This window comes from Paenibacillus massiliensis 2301065 = DSM 16942 (genome assembly GCF_000377505.1).
Taxonomy (GTDB): Bacteria; Bacillota; Bacilli; order Paenibacillales; family Paenibacillaceae; genus Paenibacillus; species Paenibacillus massiliensis.
On sequence record NZ_KB898185.1, the window covers coordinates 181,921 to 200,086 of the forward strand.

At 51.0% G+C, this 18,166-nt stretch carries 16 protein-coding genes; 7 read left to right on the forward strand and 9 right to left on the reverse strand.

The annotated features are described in order from the left end of the window. Window positions 1-169: 169 nt before the first annotated feature. The 3 genes from nadA to nadB are packed head-to-tail and all read right to left on the reverse strand — an operon-like array spanning window position 170 to window position 3,735. Window positions 170-1,285 (reverse strand): quinolinate synthase NadA, encoded by a 1,116-nt coding sequence (gene nadA, locus D328_RS0100755; protein ID WP_018883024.1) that lies wholly within the window; start codon window positions 1,283-1,285, stop codon window positions 170-172. A 3-nt stretch (window positions 1,286-1,288) separates the two neighbouring features. After that, window positions 1,289-2,131 carry a carboxylating nicotinate-nucleotide diphosphorylase gene (gene nadC / locus D328_RS0100760; RefSeq protein ID WP_018883025.1) on the reverse strand — a complete coding sequence of 281 codons (843 nt, stop codon included), beginning with the start codon at window positions 2,129-2,131 and terminating at the stop codon, window positions 1,289-1,291. Further along, complete coding sequence (gene nadB / locus D328_RS0100765; RefSeq protein ID WP_018883026.1) at window positions 2,113-3,735, reverse strand: L-aspartate oxidase; 1,623 nt, start codon at window positions 3,733-3,735, stop codon at window positions 2,113-2,115. Before nadB ends, nadC begins: the two co-directional genes overlap by 19 nt. 100 nt (window positions 3,736-3,835) lie before the next feature. Here nadB and D328_RS0100770 point away from each other — a divergent pair, with 100 nt between their 5' ends. Then, on the forward strand, window positions 3,836-5,035 hold the full coding sequence (locus D328_RS0100770) for an IscS subfamily cysteine desulfurase (protein WP_018883027.1): 1,200 nt from the start codon (window positions 3,836-3,838) through the stop codon (window positions 5,033-5,035). Between the two features lie 223 nt (window positions 5,036-5,258). Beyond that, window positions 5,259-5,798 carry a transcription repressor NadR gene (locus tag D328_RS0100775; protein ID WP_026280951.1) on the forward strand — a complete coding sequence of 180 codons (540 nt, stop codon included), beginning with the start codon at window positions 5,259-5,261 and terminating at the stop codon, window positions 5,796-5,798. 164 nt (window positions 5,799-5,962) lie between these two features. Here the strand turns inward: D328_RS0100775 and D328_RS0100780 are convergent, their stop codons facing one another. Then, window positions 5,963-6,466: a ferritin gene (locus D328_RS0100780; protein WP_026280952.1), complete on the reverse strand. Its 504-nt coding sequence runs from the start codon at window positions 6,464-6,466 to the stop codon at window positions 5,963-5,965. Window positions 6,467-6,727: 261 nt separating this feature from the next. Here D328_RS0100780 and D328_RS0100785 point away from each other — a divergent pair, with 261 nt between their 5' ends. Continuing rightward, window positions 6,728-7,261: a hypothetical protein gene (locus tag D328_RS0100785; protein WP_018883030.1), complete on the forward strand. Its 534-nt coding sequence runs from the start codon at window positions 6,728-6,730 to the stop codon at window positions 7,259-7,261. Window positions 7,262-7,465: 204 nt separating this feature from the next. On the opposite strand, the gene D328_RS0100790 is transcribed toward D328_RS0100785, so the two are convergent. After that, entirely contained in the window at window positions 7,466-8,320 is an 855-nt protein-coding gene (locus D328_RS0100790) for a sugar phosphate isomerase/epimerase family protein (protein ID WP_018883031.1), read from the reverse strand. Window positions 8,321-8,915: 595 nt separating this feature from the next. Here D328_RS0100790 and D328_RS0100795 point away from each other — a divergent pair. Genes D328_RS0100795 through D328_RS0100805 form a run of 3 tightly spaced genes read left to right on the forward strand, consistent with a single transcriptional unit; the run spans window position 8,916 to window position 12,024 of the window. Next, on the forward strand, window positions 8,916-10,406 hold the full coding sequence (locus D328_RS0100795) for an alpha-N-arabinofuranosidase (RefSeq protein WP_018883032.1): 1,491 nt from the start codon (window positions 8,916-8,918) through the stop codon (window positions 10,404-10,406). Between the two features lie 3 nt (window positions 10,407-10,409). After that, on the forward strand, window positions 10,410-10,691 hold the full coding sequence (locus tag D328_RS28145; protein WP_018883033.1) for a DUF6171 family protein: 282 nt from the start codon (window positions 10,410-10,412) through the stop codon (window positions 10,689-10,691). Window positions 10,692-10,734: 43 nt separating this feature from the next. Further along, window positions 10,735-12,024 carry a glycoside hydrolase family 27 protein gene (locus D328_RS0100805; protein ID WP_018883034.1) on the forward strand — a complete coding sequence of 430 codons (1,290 nt, stop codon included), beginning with the start codon at window positions 10,735-10,737 and terminating at the stop codon, window positions 12,022-12,024. Window positions 12,025-12,398: 374 nt separating this feature from the next. Here the strand turns inward: D328_RS0100805 and D328_RS0100810 are convergent, their stop codons facing one another. Then, window positions 12,399-14,813 (reverse strand): glycoside hydrolase family 95 protein, encoded by a 2,415-nt coding sequence (locus D328_RS0100810; RefSeq protein ID WP_018883035.1) that lies wholly within the window; start codon window positions 14,811-14,813, stop codon window positions 12,399-12,401. Window positions 14,814-15,060: 247 nt separating this feature from the next. Here D328_RS0100810 and D328_RS0100815 point away from each other — a divergent pair, with 247 nt between their 5' ends. Further along, a complete protein-coding gene (locus D328_RS0100815; protein ID WP_018883036.1) occupies window positions 15,061-15,933 on the forward strand; it encodes a helix-turn-helix transcriptional regulator in 873 nt (290 codons plus the stop codon). A gap of 26 nt (window positions 15,934-15,959) precedes the next feature. On the opposite strand, the gene D328_RS0100820 is transcribed toward D328_RS0100815, so the two are convergent. From D328_RS0100820 to D328_RS0100830, 3 genes are all read right to left on the reverse strand, one after another. Continuing rightward, window positions 15,960-16,559: an SMI1/KNR4 family protein gene (locus D328_RS0100820; protein WP_018883037.1), complete on the reverse strand. Its 600-nt coding sequence runs from the start codon at window positions 16,557-16,559 to the stop codon at window positions 15,960-15,962. Between the two features lie 78 nt (window positions 16,560-16,637). Further along, a complete protein-coding gene (locus D328_RS0100825) occupies window positions 16,638-17,213 on the reverse strand; it encodes a hypothetical protein (RefSeq protein WP_018883038.1) in 576 nt (191 codons plus the stop codon). Window positions 17,214-17,565: 352 nt separating this feature from the next. After that, entirely contained in the window at window positions 17,566-18,141 is a 576-nt protein-coding gene (locus tag D328_RS0100830) for a cupin domain-containing protein (protein WP_018883039.1), read from the reverse strand. Between the last annotated feature and the right edge of the window lie 25 nt (window positions 18,142-18,166).

The window sequence follows — 18,166 nt, forward strand, 5'->3', positions numbered from 1 at the left end:
TTCAGCAATGCTGCAATGCCGCGTTATCCTGCAGACAATCTTCATAGGTTAACCACGCTACATAAACTAGCAATTCAACAAACCTATTCGCTCTGTTTGTTTGTTCTTATTGCCAGCTCTTCATGTCCTCGTTGTCTCACAGGTCGGTATTCGACTCTTGGATTCACGCTCAGCCCGGTATGCGCAGCATCCGCTCAAGCGCCAACACCGCATCCTTACGAATCGCTTCTGGTACCTGAATAATGCCTACTGGCTGCCCCTTCTCGATCTGCTCCAGTGACCACAGCAGGTGTGGCAGATCAATTCGGTTCATCGTCAGACACGGGCACATGTCCGGGTTCAGCGATTCAATGTGCTGCTCGGGGTGCTCCTGGATGATACGCTGGACAAGATTCATCTCCGTCCCAACAGCCCATTTGCTGCCTGCGGGTGCCTTAAGGATCGTATCTATAATATATTTCGTAGAGCCTGCACAATCCGAGAGCGCTACGACCTCACGAGAGCATTCCGGATGAACAATGATTTGCACCTCTGGATCACGCTCACGGATCATTCGAATGTTCTGCACGGTGAACTTCTCATGCACAGAGCAGTGACCCTTCCACAGTATGATCCGCTGCTCATCACGCTGCTGGTCCGCTGTCAGCTCCAGTTCATCTGTGAGCGGATTCCATACAGTCATCTCACCCAGCGGAATGCCTAGATCGAACGCGGTATTGCGACCCAAATGCTGATCCGGCAAGAACAGAATACGTTCCTTCTGCTCCAATGCCCAGCGAAGCACCTTGCTTGCATTCGAAGAGGTCACGGTGGCTCCGCCATGGCGACCGACGAACGCCTTGATCGCAGCCGTCGAGTTCACATAGGTGAGTGGAATGATCGTATCCCCATAGATCGCCTGCAGCTTAGCCCATGCACGCTCCGTCTGCTCCACATCAGCCATGTCAGCCATCGAGCAGCCTGCTCGCATATCGGGTAAGACGACCGTCTGGTGCTGTCCGGTCAGCATGTCAGCAGTCTCTGCCATGAAGTGCACGCCGCAGAAAACGATATACTCTGCCTCCTGATTCAGTTCGGCCAACTGCGCGAGCTGCAAGGAATCGCCTGTCATATCCGCGAACTGGATAACCTCGTCCTTCTGATAATGATGACCAGGAATCAGCAACTTCGTCCCGAGTCTTTCCTTAATAGCTGTAACTCTTCGTTCCATTTCCTCCACTGACAATGATTTGTAATGCTCAGGCATCATGGCTGCTCTGGACTTTAATGCCTCCAAAATAGACATGTGTCATTCCTCCTCTGAATCTGTAATATCCATGCTAATGTCCAGGCTCTGCACCGAATGAGTCAGGAAGCCAAGTGATATATAATGAACACCCGTGCCTCGGTATGCAGGCAACGTATCCATGGTGATTCCACCGGATGCTTCGGTGACAATATGCTCCGGGGTAAGGGCGGCGAATCTGCGTACATTATCCGGAGAGCAGTTATCGAACATGATAATGTCCGGACTGGCTGCAATCGCCTCATGTAGTTGCTCCTCCGTCTCAATCTCCACCTCGATATTCATCATATGCCCTGCAGCACTGCGGGCTCGCTCCACCGCCTTGGTGATGGAGCCACAGGCAGCAATGTGATTGTCCTTGATCATAATCCCGTCATACAGACCCTGCCTATGATTGAAGCCTCCACCTGCACGTACCGCATATTTTTCCAGCATCCTTATACCTGGTGTCGTCTTCCTTGTATCGCAGATACGAATGCTAGGGTCATTAAGGGAACCCACGGCGTGCGCAGTCATTGTCGCAATACCGGACATCCGCTGAATCAGATTCAGGATGACACGTTCTCCGGTCAGCAGTGCGGCAACCGGCCCTTCCATGCTGGCAATGTACTCCCCACGGCTGACCCCCTCGCCATCTTGCTTCCGTAATTCAACCTGAATGTCCGGGTCCAGCAGCCTGAAGCCCTCCGTGATGATCTGTCCCCCCGCAAAGATCCCGTTCGACTTGCTATGAATAATGGCTCTACCGTGCTGCCCGTCGAAAATGACCTCCGAGGTACAATCACCGCTACCGATATCCTCCAGATAAAAGGCCTCCAGCATTTTTCTTAGCTGTAAACGTTCCATGTCTCCATGATCCTCTCATTCGTTCTAATCTTGATATCACCTTGCTGGTGAATAATCTGACGTCCCCTCCAAGATGCCTGACTGTCTGGAACATCCGTGCGAAAATGCGCTCCGCGGCTCTCTTCCCGTAGCAGCGCGGACCGAGTGACCATTTTGGCCAGCATCCATAGGTTGGTCAGCTCACGCTCTTCATTTGTGATATTGTGCACATTCTTAAGCATTCTGGGTCTACTATCCAGCCAATTCCTTAGCTGCGCCAGCTCACCCTGGGTACGAGCAATGGATACATAAGCTGTCATTCGCCGTTGCAGCTCTTGTCTCGTAAGCTCTGGCACCTCAATCATACGCACCTGCACATTAAAGGGGTCTGAATGATTGCTTTTATGCCCTTTTCTTGGCTCACTAGCAGACGATTGCCCGAATTGCCATACCTCTTCTTCAGCTAAGTGGCGAGCCACTCTTCGGCCTGTGACTAAAGTTTCCAGCAACGAATTGCTGGCCAGTCGGTTGGCCCCATGCAGACCTGTGCAGGCGGCCTCACCGATCGCGTATAATCCTGGCACGGCCGTTGCACCGTGCTCATCTGTCACAATGCCCCCCATCATGAAGTGCATCCCCGGAGAGACAGGAATTCTTCCTTCCTCCAGTCGAATACCTGCATGCTCGCAGAGGCTGGCAATGGTCGGAAAACGTTCGCTGAAGCTCGTGCAGTTCCGGATATCCATATAGATCCGATGGCCTTCAAGCTGCTCACTCAGCATGATGCGTGCCGCAATATCACGGGGAGCCAGATCACCCAGCGGGTGACGCCCCTTCAGTATCGCCCGGCCCGTCTCATCAACCAGTGTACCGCCCTCTCCTCGTACGGCCTCCGACACAAGGCCATAGCATGTGCCTTCATGCACTAGCAAGGTCGGGTGAAATTGCATGAATTCTAGATCAGCCAGTTCTGCGCCTGCCCAGTAGGCCATTAGCAGCCCATCTCCCGTCACTGTCTTATCATTGGTGTGACAGGCATACAGCTCCCCGCAGCCCCCAGCTGCAATGACCACCGCATCCGCCGCATAGGAGTCAACATTACCTTCGCGGTCCTTCGCAAGAACACCCTTGCAGTGGCCTGCCTCATCAAGCAGCAGCTCCAGTGCCGTGGTGTGCTCAAGTAGCTCAACCTGCCGCCGCAGACGAAGCTGCAAATACTCCACGAGACGACGCCCGGTAGCATCTCCTCCGGCATGAAAGATCCGATGTGCAGAATGGGCTCCTTCCCTCCCTAATTTCACACTCCCCAGTTCATCTCGATCAAAGGGAAAATCCTGAGCCAGTAGCTCCTCCACGATCACTTTCCCTTCATGAATGATCTCCGTCACAGCACGTACATCATTATGACCACATCCGACCGTCAGCGTATCCTGTATGTGGGCCTGCACTGTATCTTCTTCAGCATAAGAGGTTGCGATCCCGCCTTGAGCGAGTGCAGAATTACTGCGGCCTATGGCAGCCTTCGCCATCACGGTCAGATGGATGTGCTCCGGCAGAGCCGTTGCCAGCGACAAGGCTGCCGCTCCTGAACCAATGATGATTATCTTGCGTTGCGGTTGCTGCAATACACTCCCCCCTCAATGTCATTACATGTGTCTTGACACCTATCTTTACACAACAATACAATTAGCACAAGAGTTTTGTTGAACGAAAAGGAGATTTCACATGACCTATTTGGACTTTGCGGCAACGACGCCCATGAGTGAGGAAGCATTGGAGGCCTATCGAGCGGTCAGTCTTGAGGTGTATGGCAATACGCGCAGTCTTCACGATACAGGTGGGCAAGCACAGCACATCGTTGATTACTGCCGAGCCGAGCTTGGGGAGCTTCTGGGCGCGGAGACAGAAGGCATTTACTTTACTAGTGGGGGGACGGAGTCGAATCATCTCATCATTCAAAGCCTACTCCAAGGGCTTCCTCCCTCACGGCGCCACTTCATCACAACATCAGTGGAGCATGCCTCCATTCGCAGCCTGACTCAATACTTAACAGGAATAGGCTATGAGGTTACGATTGTGGAACCGGATCGGCGAGGACTGATTACACCTGAGGCTCTAATGTCTCATTTACGGGACAATACAGGGCTGGTATCCATTCAGCATGCCAATTCAGAGACGGGCATAGTCCAGTGCCTGGCCGATCTCTCGTCTTTATTGAAGAAACGTGGAATTATACTGCATACAGATGCTGTACAGAGCTTCGGGAAAATACCGATCAATGTGCAGGAGCTAGGTGTGGATGCACTCTCCATCTCCAGCCACAAAATATACGGACCCAAGGGAGTAGGCGCGGCTTATATTCGCCCAGGTGTACAATGGAGACCAGTGTTTCCTGGTACGAATCACGAAGGTGGCTTTCGTCCAGGGACGGTCAATACACCGGGGATTACAGCATTTGTGGCTGCAGCCGAAGCGTTAATGCCACATATCGAACAGCTAGGCAGGGGCTATGAGGAGCTACGCACCCTCTTCTTCCGTAAGGCACGTGAGCGTGGCCTTCCTCTACAGCCTGTCGCTCATCCTGCCCACACAGAGCAGACTCCGCTCATGGTGACGTCTCCAATCCCCCTCGTTCCGCACATTACAGGGTTCTACTATTACGGATATGAAGCGCAGTATGTTATGCTAGAATGTAACCGTAAAGGAATTTGTGTATCTACGGGAAGCGCCTGTGCATCAGGCTATCAGGAGCCTTCACCAAGCATTACAGCTCTTGCAGGTCCTCCCGAGAATGCGCTTCACTTCCTGCGTATGTCCATGGGAAGAACAACTACGGCAGAAGACATTTATAGACTGCTGGATGTTCTGGAGGATCTCACTAATAGACGTGGGAATAGATCAGAGAGGGGAAGTACAATTGACTGAAAATTCTGCACACAACGTGGAGCCACATGCAGCTAATCATAGCGTGAGAAACAACGCCAGAAATGCGAGCAGTATTACGAATCAAAGCGTAAATCAAAGTACGACTGAAATGATGAATCAAGCAACGGCTCAGAGCACACCAAGGGATGCTTTGAACAACACACCTCACTCTTCTGACCATGACACGACTGGTGCGGAATCCGGAGCTCCGGACAACACAGAGTTGACCCGGTTGACTGGGGCCGAAAGACGTGAGCAACTGCTACAATGGCTCAAGAAGGATTCTCCTCTGACCGGAAATGAGCTGGCTCAGCGGGCCTCCGTGTCCAGACAAGTGATTGTACAGGATATCTCCCTGCTGAAGGCAAGAAATGAACCCGTGATGGCGACGAGCCAAGGCTATATTTACATGGGACAGCCCGAGCTTACAGCACAGCGGTTCGAGCGTATTGTCGCTGTCCAGCATGGACCCGAGCGTACCGAGGAGGAGCTGAATCTGATTGTGGATCTAGGCGTCACTGTTCAGGATGTTATCGTTGAGCATCCAGTCTATGGTGAATTGGTCGCACCGATTCGAGTCAGTACGAGACAGCAGGTACAGGGCTTCCTTCGGAAAATCCGCTCCACGCAGGCAGCCTATCTATCCGAGTTGACTAATGGCATCCACCTGCATACGCTTTCAGCCACCGACCCGGTACTCATTGACGAAGCCTACACAGTGCTCCAGCAAGCAGGATTCCTCATATCCGATACCGATGATTAGCCCTTATAGGGACCCATGTGCAATTGGAACGTAACTAATACGTAACTAATATGTACTGATAAACATCTGACATGCATAACAGCCCCGCATCGTAGGTATGCTCGCATTGAGCATCTACGTTCGCGGGGCTGTCGTCTGTACAATCCTTGGTATGGGAATGTAGTTTACTCGGCTGGTGGTGTGAAGGAGCGTGTCGCAAATTCAGCATCCAGCGCATAGAAAGCATTGCTGTCCTGCTCGATGCGCTTCAGCTTGGTGATGATGCCGTCGAACAGTGCTTCTTCCTCTACCTGCTCATCAATGAACCATTTCAGGAAATACATCGTAGCATGCTCTCGCTCATCAAGCGCCAAGTCAGCCAAATTATAGAATCGCTTGGTGTTCTGCTGCTCATGCGCATAGCCGTGCTCGAATACGTCCAGCATGGACTTGTATTCATTTTGCGGATCTGGCATGGAAGTCAGTGTCGCACGACGATTACGATCATTCAAGAAGCGATACAGCTTCATTGCATGAAAGCGTTCTTCCTCTGCTTGTACCAAGAAGAAATTAGCAAACCCCTCCAGGCTTTCGCTGGAGCAGTAGGCTGCCATGGCCATATAGACATGAGCGGAATAGAATTCAAAATTCATTTGCTCATTCAGAGCTTCTGCGAGTCCTTCTCTCATAATTATCACCTCAAGTAGAATATGTAGTTCAGCATCCGGCATATGAAGGACAGCAGGCACGTAGCTCCACGGGCCTCAACCATATGTCAGCTGTGAGTAACCACATTGTACCACAAGCGCTACTAGCCAGCTAGCATTCGACATCCACAGCAATTCGGGTGTATTTATGATACAATCACAGACGGTAGATCATGGTATAGCACGATCTTGTACAGAACAAATCATTAGGATTAGGGACATACCCCTAACGATGGAGGACACATGTTAACTTTTGCCGACAAAATTGAACTGCTGCAAACTTTTCCTGAGCTGACACGACGGGACGTCTCGCTGGGAAGAGTCAACTTCCACTATGAAGACAGCATTTATGAAAAAACGATCGTAGCTTATCACATTCATCCGAATGGAAACGGCTTTGTATATGCCGGTCAGTTGGGCGGCTATGACACGAATGATAAAGGTCTGGTGAATATTCGAGATTTTACTGCTGATGCGCTGAGACAGTTAATCGCAGCGTCCATAGCCTCACTCTCGGGCAAGCCGATTGCAGAGGGCAGCTTGTCCACGGAACTGAACGCATCTTCCGAGTCTCGTACAGGAGCGGACGAGCTGACAGCACAAGAAAGCAATGAGAATGTCGAGATCTGGATGGACGACGAGGGTCATACCTTAACACTGACCTGTGAGGATGGGCTGTGGTTGATCCAGGCAGGACTTCAACTGGAGATGGCAGCAGAATCCCGAGAAGAAGCCGAGGAATATTTGCAGGAGGAAGGCTTCTCACCAAAACGCTAGACTGAAGCTGAGCCTACATATGATTTTTGATCGCTAATACACTGGGTGATGGATAGTGATCGCTGGAACACTGCGTTAACCCCATATCTTGTACAGAATATCTTGTACAGACCAAAAAACCCCCTTGCCAGGCTCTGCAACGAGCAGTTGTCTGGACAGGGGATTTTTGTGATAGGCGGCATTGTCGCCAAAAATGCTGCTGCCCTACGCTTTCGCAGCCAACCGTACCCGCTCCCGAATCTCATCAATATATGCTTTGGATGCAGCCATTCGGCCCGGATTCGCTTCTTCCATGATGATATAAGCCTCCGGCTTGTACTGATGCAGCAGCTCCAGATACAGCTCATAATTCATGCTGCCCAGCCCTGCAGCAACCGTCTCGATTCCCTGCTCGCCAGCGGCCTTATCCGTGAGAATGCGATCCTTCGCATGACCAGCGACTATGCGGTCACCCAGCAGGTCGAAGGCTTCACGAATCACATCATCCTGCCTGCTCATATTGTCAGCGGTCAGCAGATTACCTGGGTCGATGACGACCCCGATCTGGGAGGTAGGGACCTCCTGCAGCAGTTGATGTAATTCCTTCGCTGTACCGACCAGATGATCGTTAGCTGCCTCAATCCCGACGATTACTCCCCAGCGCTCGGCTTCCTCAACCAGTTCCTCCACCGTTGCCTTCAACACCTTCCAGTCCTCATCCCTGTCGTCTCCAGCCGTGGGTTTGCCTGTCTCAAATGCAACAATAGGTGCCCCCAGCATAGGGGCATAACGGATGAGCTCCTTACAGCGCTCAATATTCTCACGAAGTGCTTCCCGATCTCTCTGAAAAAAATGAAGATAACAGCCCAAAATGGATATGCGGACTCCTTCCTTCTGAAATGCATCCGCCATAGATAATGCCAGTCCTGGGCTGAACTTGCCAGGCTTACTGAAATCCACATCGTTCACGGCTTTCCAGAGCGCTAGCTGAATATGAGTAAAGCCTGCTCCCCCAACTCTCGCTGCCAATTCCCGATACGAATGTGTTCCGAATAAATGCGCAAGTACTCCGACTGTCATGCTCATCTTCCTCTCTCATTTTTCATAGTGAACAGTCAACTTCCTGAAGCTCGCTTAGGCAGCCTCTCTTAGTAGAAGACATAGTACTGCTTATAGGCTGCAATAGCCTCATGTCACCGCAAGGGCTTTGCCAGCAATAACAATACTTTGACCGAAAGGCTCCACAGCAAATGGTGCTTAATACATTACCGCCAATATGCGCTCTGCTGCAGACCTATCCCTAAAGTAACCTATAATTCCTGGTGAGGGTGAAGCCTGCGCGGTAAAGGACGGTTTTGTGATCAAAAAGAGCGGATAAATGATGATATTCGGGCCGTAAATCACCAAATTCCACATTGCAAAACGGCAAGGGAGTGATTATGATAAGAGCATAGTTTATACAAATATTATTAACGTAATGATTTTGTTACCCAAATAATCTATGCTACCAACGAACTGCATTAATGAACGGTATCAACGAATTAACTCATTTAATTACATTATCGCCTCTCTTATCAACCTGCCACTCGCCACTTCCTGTAACCGTTTTCTACTTTATTATGGAATACTTGTCCACCACAATCAAGAAGTCGTTAATCAAAGGAGCTGCTGAAGGATGAACAAGCTAATTGTAAATGCTGACATTACCAAGGGAATCATTGATCGTAATCTGTATGGACATTTCGCTGAGCACTTGGGACGCTGCATCTACGAAGGGATCTGGGTAGGTCACGACTCACCAATTCCTAATGTAGATGGGATGCGTACCGATGTCATTGAGGCACTACGTGCCCTTGACATTCCAGTGCTGCGCTGGCCCGGTGGATGCTTCGCTGATGCGTACCTGTGGAAGGACGGAATCGGCCCTTATGAGCAACGCAAGCGGATGATCAACATTCATTGGGGCGGAGTCGTGGAGAATAATCATTTCGGCACGCATGAATTTCTTCAATTCTGCGAGTTGATTGGTGCCGAGCCTTATATTGCCGGGAATGTGGGCAGCGGGACGGTACGCGAGATGGCCGAATGGGTGGAGTATATGACATTCGATGGGGAATCCCCGATGACGGATTGGCGCAAGGCGAATGGTCGTGAGGAGCCATGGAAGCTGAAATATTTCGGAGTTGGTAATGAGAACTGGGGCTGCGGTGGCAATATGCGACCGGAATATTATGCAGACTTGTATCGTCACTATGCTTCCTACGTCAGAGATTATGGACCTGAGAAAGTCTATAAAATTGCTTGTGGTCCTAACTCGGATAATTATGAGTGGACCGATGTGCTCATGCGTCAGGCCGGAACGATGTTCGATGGGCTTAGCCTGCACTACTATACTCTTCCGACCAATAGCTGGGTAGGCTCCAAGGGCTCCTCCACCGAGTTTGACGAGCACATGTGGTTCAAGACGCTCAAGAACACCCTCTACATGGAAGAGCTGATCGTACGACATGATGCGGTGATGAGCAAATATGACCCCGAGAAGCGTGTGGCCTTGATCGTTGACGAATGGGGGACCTGGTATGACGTGGAGCCAGGCACGAATCCAGGCTTCCTGTACCAGCAGAACACTCAGCGTGATGCGCTCGTAGCAGCGATTAACCTGAACATTTTCCACCAGCATAATGATCGTGTGAAAATGGCCAACATCGCCCAGCTCGTCAATGTGTTGCAGGCTGTCATCCTCACCGAGGGCGGACGTATGCTGCTAACGCCAACATATCATATTCTTCATATGTACAAGGTTCACCAAGACGCAGAGCGTCTCGATACGGTGCTGGAATCCTCCGCCTATGAGATGGAGGGCGAATCCATTGATCAGATTAGTGCATCAGCCTCCAGAGATGCGGAGGGTCGCATCCACCTGTCACTATGCAATCTGCACCATGCCGATGCTACAGAGCTGCGCTGTGATCTGCGAGGAAGCACTGCCAGCATCATCGGTGGAACGATCGTTCAGGCTGATACCCTGCAGGCACACAACACGTTCACTGAGCCCGAGCGAGTCACACCTGCCGAATTCACCGCCTTCCGTCGTGAGGAGGATCAATGGGTCATTACGCTACCAGCCGCCTCCGTCGTCACCCTCCGTCTTCAGGAGCAGGGGTAAAATATGAGCACACGCCATCCGAATACCGATGTATCCACCATTTGCAAGGGATGCACTGCCAGCGTGCATCTCTCCGCAGAGGACATTGAGACTCTCTTTGGCAAGATGAACGTCAAGGAGGTCAAGGTAGTAGATGAGAGCCAGTATGAACAGCGCATGCAGGCCTGCCAGGGCTGCGAGGCCTTTCAATTCGGTACCACCTGCCGTTGGTGTGGCTGCCTGATGCATATTAAGGCAAAGCTTCAGGCTGCCTATTGTCCGGCACCGGATGGAAGTCGCTGGTAGGCATAAATATATTCAAATTGACCGTTAAAGGAGACTCGACCTCATGACGCATCAACAAGTCGCCCTGGTACCACCGCTGGGCTGGAACAGTTGGGATTGCTATGGTGCAGCCGTTACGGAAGCAGAAGTGCGAGCCAATGCCGAATATATGGCTGATCAGCTCAAGGAGTACGGCTGGAAGTATGTCGTTGTAGATATCCAATGGTACGAGCCCGGAGCCGTATCCTCTGCTTATCGCCCATTCGTACCACTTGAGATGGATGCTTATTCCCGCCTCATGCCAGCAGAGAATCGTTTTCCCTCTGCGGCGGGTGGTGCCGGCTTCGCTCCTCTCGCTGATTACATCCATAGTCTGGGTCTCAAATTCGGAATTCATATTATGCGTGGCATTCCGAGACAGGCCGCGCACGCCGCAACACCAATCCTTGGCACCACCGCTACCGCGAGGGATATCGCGCATACCAACTCCATCTGTCCATGGAATACCGACATGTATGGGGTAAATGCCGACAAGGATGGAGCGCAGGCGTATTACAACTCTTTGTTCGAGCTCTATGCATCATGGGGTGTCGACTTTGTCAAGGTTGACGATATTGCTGCCTCCAAGCTATACGACACCCATCTGTCAGAGATTGAGCTCATCCGCAAAGCAATTGACCAGTGCGGGCGACCTATGGTGCTGAGCTTGTCTCCCGGTCCTGCGCCGATACAGTATGCCGAAGCGCTGGCAGCTCATGCGAATATGTGGCGGCTCACCGATGATTTCTGGGACCAATGGCCGCAACTGCTGGATATGTTCGATCGTTGCGAGACGTGGCAAGGAATCTCTGGCGATGGGGCATGGCCTGACTGTGACATGCTGCCACTCGGACATATTGGTATCCGCTCCGTGGATGGCGGCGGGTCAGACCGCTGGACCCGATTTACCCGTGACGAGCAATTGACGATGATGACGCTATGGGGCATCTTCCGCTCTCCCCTCTTCTTCGGAGGTGAGCTGCGGGACAATGACGATTGGACCTTGGCGCTACTGACGAACCGTGAGATGCTTCAGATGCACAGCACAAGCAGCAATGCACGCCTGATCCGGCGTGATCAGCATGAAGTCATATGGGGAGCTGACGGGGCAGAGGGCGAGAGCTATGCCGCTCTGTTCAACATAGGTGAGCTGGAGCAGCACATCTCTGTCACAGCAGAACAACTGGGCCTCTCTGGATTCTGCCAAGCACGGGAGCTATGGTCAGGACAGTCGCTAGAGGCTGGCGCGGATGGCTCTTACACGCTGCGAGTGCCTTCACATGGAGCTGTGTTGATCCGCTTCGACTCTAATTGATGATTTTACGTAGTGCGCTGACTATGTCTTGTCTAAATTAACACGGAAGTCCGATGCCCACTTCATGAGGGTCATCGGACTTTTCTACGTATTTCGTACCATATTATTCTTACCATGTTATCCATACTATGTTATTAGTTCTATGTTATTAGTACTATGTTATTAGTACTATGTTATTCGTTACCATGAAAGGAAGTTAAAACTTCTACTCTTTTCCATGAAGATAGCTAATAGGAACGGCGAGCCTATAAGGGGTACTTCACTTCTTTAGGGCTTCACTTCTTTAGGGCTTCACCTCTTTAGGGCTTGCCTGATTTCAGCTAACAGCAACTATTCCTACACCATTCAGCTTGAAATCAGATTTGGTTCATGCTCTAGGAGGTCAGCATGTACTCTCTGCCTGCCTTTGCTTTGAATACAATTGTATCAGCTTCCACTTGGCCATGTGGTATCTTAATCCACTTTTGTTGCTGCCCTTGTGGTTGCCGCTCTTGTAGTTGCTGCTGATGCAACTCTGGCCCTTCAGCCGGCGGTATCCTCCATTCCGATTGCTCCTGTAGTCGCAGCCCTTCAGCACCTGCCACACGAATACGAATCTCCCCGTCCTGATGCGGGCGGAGGACAGCATGTACGAGAGTCCCAGCCTTCCAGCACATATCCACCTCTACTGCCCCACGTGCTCGTAAGCCACGTATCTCCCCATCGGCCCAGGCTGTGGGCAAGGCTGGCAGGAGGTGAATGCAGCCGGCATGGCTTTGTAGCAGCATTTCCAGCACCCCTGCTGTGCCACCGAAGTTGCCGTCAATCTGGAAGGGAGGATGATTATCGAGCAGATTAGGTAGCGTCGACTGCGCCAGCAGAGCCATGATATTCTCTAGTGCCAGCTCCCCTTCCTCCAGTCGTGCCCAGAAATTAATGATCCAGGCCCGACTCCAGCCAGTATGCCCCCCACCATATGCAAGTCTGCGCTTCAACGTAGCTTTGGCAGCCTCTGCCCACGCTGGCGTATCCCGAATTGTGAAGCGAGTACCCGGATGAAGCGCGAACAGCTGCGAGATATGGCGATGACCAGGCTCTGCCTCCTCGTAATCCTCCACCCATTCCTGTATCTGTCCATGCTTGCCTACCTTCGGCTGAGGTAGTCGTTCTCGAAGCTGAAGCCATACCTTCTGTTGCTGCTGATCCACCTCCAACTCGGTAGCCGCCTTAATACAAGCGCTAAATAGCTCATGCAATATTTGGCTATCCATGGACGGACCGATGCATAACGTGCCTGAGGTACCGTCAGGTAAGATGTACCTATTTTCCGGGGATACGGAAGGATTCGTCACCAGTTCACCGTTGTCAGTCTCGGTCAGAAAATCCTCAAAGAAAGCGGCCGCTTCCTTCAGTGTCGGATACACATCAGCCAAATACGCCTGATCTCTTCCATATTCATAATGCTCCCACAAATGAAGACTAAGCCATGCTGCACCCATCGGCCAATGTGTCGCCGGCAGGTAGATATCCTGAGGAGCTGTATCTGCCCATATATCCGTATTATGATGCGCCACGAAGCCACCACAATTGTACATCAGCTTCGCGGTATGTCTGCCCGGCTCCCTCATCCGTTCAATATGCTCCAGCAACGGTTCATGGCATTCTGCCAGATTGCCAGGCTCTGCCGGCCAATAGTTCATTTGGGTATTAATGTTGATCGTATATTTGCTATCCCATGGTGGCTGCATATGCTCATTCCAGATGCCCTGCAGATTCGCAGGCAGAGAACCTGGGCGACTGGAGGACACTAACAAATAACGTCCATAATTCACGTACAAAGGAACTAGCCCCATATCCGTCTCCCCCTGCTTGAGACGTTCCAGCCGCTCGGCTGTCGGTAGATCATTTGCCGTGGATTGCTGCGCCGCAGACAGCTTAAGCTCCACGCGATCCATCAGTACACTGACATCCTTGATATGACGCTGCTGCAGAGCTTCATAGCTCTGCCCTGCGGCCTGGGCAAGTCGCTCCATGACCCACGCCTCGGGGTCCTGATGCCGAAAAGTCGTAGCGGCTGCCAGCAGCAATGTGACCTGATCTGCATGCTCCACAACCAAATGCTCGCCAATCAGCCTTACAGTGCCACTATCAGCTATGACTCGCAGCCCCGTACGAAAATGCACAGCCCCTTCGCCACCACCATGCCCGCGCATCATGAGTGTGTTCTCTTCCAGCTTCACATTTTCATCAAAGTATCGATTCTTCTGCCCGCGCATTAGTCTCGCGGTGAATCCAATGGCTCTTGACGTGGAGGCCGTGAATCGGATAACAAGGACTTGATCCGGGTGACTTACAAAGTGCTCCCGCCTAAATGCTCTGTCCCCTACCTGATAACCTACTGTCACTATGCCCTCACGAACATCCAGATCCCTTCGATAATGTTCTGGCTCCTGTCCTTCACTGTCGAAGGTCAGCTTCAAATCTCCCAGGGGTGTGTAATGACGCTGATTCTCAGGTACGGCTGACAGCGCCATCGCAGCGAGCTGATGGGCAGACTTTAGCTGTCCGTCTCGCAGCCGTGTGCGAATCTCCTCCAGATGAGCAAGCGCATCCGGATTGTTCCTGTCCCTTGGCCCACCATACCAGAGGCTATCCTCATTCAGTGCAATGCGTTCCTGCTGCACATCGCCAAATACCATGGCTCCCAACGTCGCATTTCCCAAGGGATAAGCCTCCTCCCATACAGTTGCAGGCCGATCTGACCATATATGACGCGCATAATCCAAGGGCTGGTGTAGCTTCATTTGCATCAAGATATCCCTCCACTTATAGCAGGCTGCATGCTAAAACCAAGCGTGAATATGAATAGATCATTGGCTTCATTTCATATCTTCTGCTCGGTTGATTTAGCCCGTGTTTACCCAAGAAAAATAATATGGAATAATAATGCTACAGCCATTATTGTAAACGCTACCTCGACTGACGTCATCGCAGGATGTTGAGCAAAGATCAAAGGATATTGACCTACTTATCGCAAATTGAGGAAGGAGCATAACATTGAGTAGCTTTTGGGAGAGGAAACAGCACGTATGGACATCCGATTCCATCATGAAGGTGTGCACACCTTCGGATGCAGCCAAATCTATGTTTTTCTATGTTCAGGAAGTGGGGCATTTACATACCTTTCATCCTTATTTCACCGAACGGGAGCATCTGAATTCTTACCTGATTATTTATACATTGAGGGGAAAAGGAGTCTTGACCTATCAGGGAGAGCGATATGAAGTGAACCGTCATCAGGTCCTGTTCATCGACTGTATGAGTTATCAAAAATATGAAGCAGTCGGAGAAGCGTGTTGGGAGGTTGCATTTGTACATCTCAATGGGTCTTCGATCGGAGGATACTATCAGCAATATAGCCTTCATAAGCCACCAGTGCTGAACGTAGGAGAGGATTCAGGAATTGGTGAAATACTGCAGGGATTGTTAGTGATCCAGAAGGAAAAGGGACTTCGGGCGGAAGCAATAGCCTCACAGCGGCTTACTGAGCTATTGACCCTACTCCTGCTGTATCCTGATCAGCACATCCATGAAGACCATGCCCCCCCACCGTACATCTCCTTGTTGCAACAGGAGCTTGAGGAGCGCTATACGGAGAGAATCACGCTGGAGGAGCTAGCTAGAGCATACTCCCGCAGCAAGTTCGTGCTTTCTCGCGAATTCAAACGTTACATCGGGATATCGCTGCAGGAATATATCATTCTTCATCGCATTACAGCGGCCAAAAATCTGCTTAAGCACACCGAATTAACCGTTACAGAGATTGCAGCACAGGTTGGCATAGACAATCCCAGTCATTTCATTAATCTGTTCAAGGCCCGGGAGGAGTTGACTCCCCTAGCCTATCGCAAGCGGTGGAACGAATATTGAGAGGGCATAGGGCGTATGCCAGAATGTCAATATTCAATCGCAGTCTTCTGCCCCAGATTTCGATTAGAATCACGCAGCATATCGCTGAAGCTTGGGGCAATATAATAGATAAAATCTGGATCATGTACATAGCATATAATCTGTCCTAGAGTTCCCTGCTCCGAGGGATAGAAGTCCAGCATGAGATACAATGATCCCCCTGCCATCGTGGCAAACGGGAACCAGCGGCTATGGGAAAGAAACGGCTGCAGCTCGGGCTCAAGCTCAGCAATCTCCTCTGGAGTAAAATATTGCTCTAACGGCTCGTCCTCGCTGCAAAAATACGTCTTGACCTCTCTCATTTCATCCAGTGACATGAGATAAAAGGGTGGATATCTTGCATCCGGCTGCTCTTTACCCGGATAGAGCACATGGAAGTGGTAGCCACTGCCATTCTTCTGTCGGTAAAATGCACGAAAGTCCTCCGGTAGGCGAATTCCAAAGTCCTTCTCAAACTGGATCAGTTCATGCTCGCTTGCACCGGACTGACGAACATAGTCCTCATACATTTCACGAATCTCAGGGTCTTGTGCCTTTTCCTGAAGCAGTGTATCCAATTGGGCAATCAGCTTGTCCATCTCCTGCATGGTGGCCCTCCTCTGTATCTATCCTTTATATTTCTATACTGAACAGTTCTCCTTAACTGCTCAATCTCCTGCAAGGAATTAGGCCAATTCCTCCTGCAGTAGCTCCGTTCGAAATCCCCGACTATTCACGACGGTGATGCTGATGGCATCAAAGCCATTGCGTTTCACCTCATCGAAGCTGCATTTCTCACCTGTGATAAGCTCCATATTGCCCTCTTCATCTACTTCATCTGCGAATTCTTCATCCCAGTCGATGTTGTAATAGGCCGTGACGTAGATTTCGAAGGTGTCCTCGCCTTCCTCATCCACATAGGAAAGAAGGGGCCCACGGCGGTTCAGTTGAGCCTCCGTCAGATCCTCACACATCATCGAATCATAGCCATGTCGGCAGCCATCAAAAAGCACCCACTGCTCCTGCGTGTCAGGATCTTCAGCGATGATGAGCTGTGGAGCCTGCTCTGTACCTGCAATAAGCTCTTCCATCAGTTCACCATAATACAGAATATGAAAGCGTGTGCGATTCTGACCTGGGGTGAACTGACCTGTCCACTCTTCTTCAATCCATTGCTCAGCATTGTAGGGGACGGCGAGTCCTGACAGATAGGCAGGTCCTTGACGGAGAGTGCCCTCTACGTTGTGCTCTTGTTCATTCATTCACGATTTCTCCTTAGGGATGGAAGCCAGTTTGCTGCACGTCAGCGTGCCGGGAACCACCTTGAATATTTATCCATTTACTGATTGTCATGTGAAATGACACTCCCAATGCCCACACATGACAGGACCCGAGCTACTAGTACCTTGACATCATGGATCAAGGAACTATATCCGCAGTAGGAGCGCTGCGACGCCTGAGTGAGTGTGAGCATGATGGAGTGTGAGCATGATGGAGTGTGCGACATTACGAATATAACGGGATAGTCAGCCTCTTCTCGCCATCGTCTTACCATTGCAGCAGAAGTGCACACTACCCAGCAAAAGTGAACACTGCCTTGCTTTTTGAATCACACTAGCTATGATCCTCATCATACTCAGGGCGTCCATGCTTCGGCGGCAAGATACAGCCAGGGGGAGGGCCCAGAATTACCGATTGCTGAATGGGTGCTACGGCACGAGCATAGTCCTCGGCTGAGGCGCAATACGCCCGTTCAATGACCTCTGGAGGCGTGCAGCGCAGAAAATCCGAGCCTAATACGACATCCGGACTTGGCTCATCGAAAATGGTCAGCAGGTGAACACAGTCGGTCTCCGCAATGATCCAGTGAAACCAGCCTTTAGGCAGAACGGATACCTGCCCTGGTCGCAAATAATACGCCATGATCTTACGGGTAAAAGGATTGAAGACCGCCGTGACGGCCTCGCCACTAATCATGAAGATCATTTCAGTCGTATTCGTATGCCAATGCGGTTGAACGATTACCCCTTTGGACATATGAACATTGAAGAATCCATTACGAATAGCCGGAAGCTGCTCTCCGAAGAGTTGGGTAAGATAATTGCATGAATCCAGCTTGTAGTTCAGTACTGACGTAGAATCCGCTGCCAGGCTCAGATTCGGGGATTGCAATACAGGATCGATCATCATACGAGTCCTCCTTGATCTGCTTTCC

Coding starts and splice junctions, on each gene's coding strand:
- D328_RS28145 (WP_018883033.1), top strand. CDS start 10,410: ATGAGCACACGCCATCCGAATACCGATGTATCCACCATTTGCAAGGGA.
- D328_RS0100825 (WP_018883038.1), bottom strand. CDS start 17,213: ATGAATGAACAAGAGCACAACGTAGAGGGCACTCTCCGTCAAGGACCT.
- nadA (WP_018883024.1), bottom strand. CDS start 1,285: ATGTCTATTTTGGAGGCATTAAAGTCCAGAGCAGCCATGATGCCTGAG.
- nadC (WP_018883025.1), bottom strand. CDS start 2,131: ATGGAACGTTTACAGCTAAGAAAAATGCTGGAGGCCTTTTATCTGGAG.
- D328_RS0100810 (WP_018883035.1), bottom strand. CDS start 14,813: ATGCAAATGAAGCTACACCAGCCCTTGGATTATGCGCGTCATATATGG.
- D328_RS0100770 (WP_018883027.1), top strand. CDS start 3,836: ATGACCTATTTGGACTTTGCGGCAACGACGCCCATGAGTGAGGAAGCA.
- D328_RS0100795 (WP_018883032.1), top strand. CDS start 8,916: ATGAACAAGCTAATTGTAAATGCTGACATTACCAAGGGAATCATTGAT.
- D328_RS0100790 (WP_018883031.1), bottom strand. CDS start 8,320: ATGACAGTCGGAGTACTTGCGCATTTATTCGGAACACATTCGTATCGG.
- D328_RS0100805 (WP_018883034.1), top strand. CDS start 10,735: ATGACGCATCAACAAGTCGCCCTGGTACCACCGCTGGGCTGGAACAGT.
- D328_RS0100820 (WP_018883037.1), bottom strand. CDS start 16,559: ATGCAGGAGATGGACAAGCTGATTGCCCAATTGGATACACTGCTTCAG.
- D328_RS0100780 (WP_026280952.1), bottom strand. CDS start 6,466: ATGAGAGAAGGACTCGCAGAAGCTCTGAATGAGCAAATGAATTTTGAA.
- D328_RS0100785 (WP_018883030.1), top strand. CDS start 6,728: ATGTTAACTTTTGCCGACAAAATTGAACTGCTGCAAACTTTTCCTGAG.
- D328_RS0100830 (WP_018883039.1), bottom strand. CDS start 18,141: ATGATGATCGATCCTGTATTGCAATCCCCGAATCTGAGCCTGGCAGCG.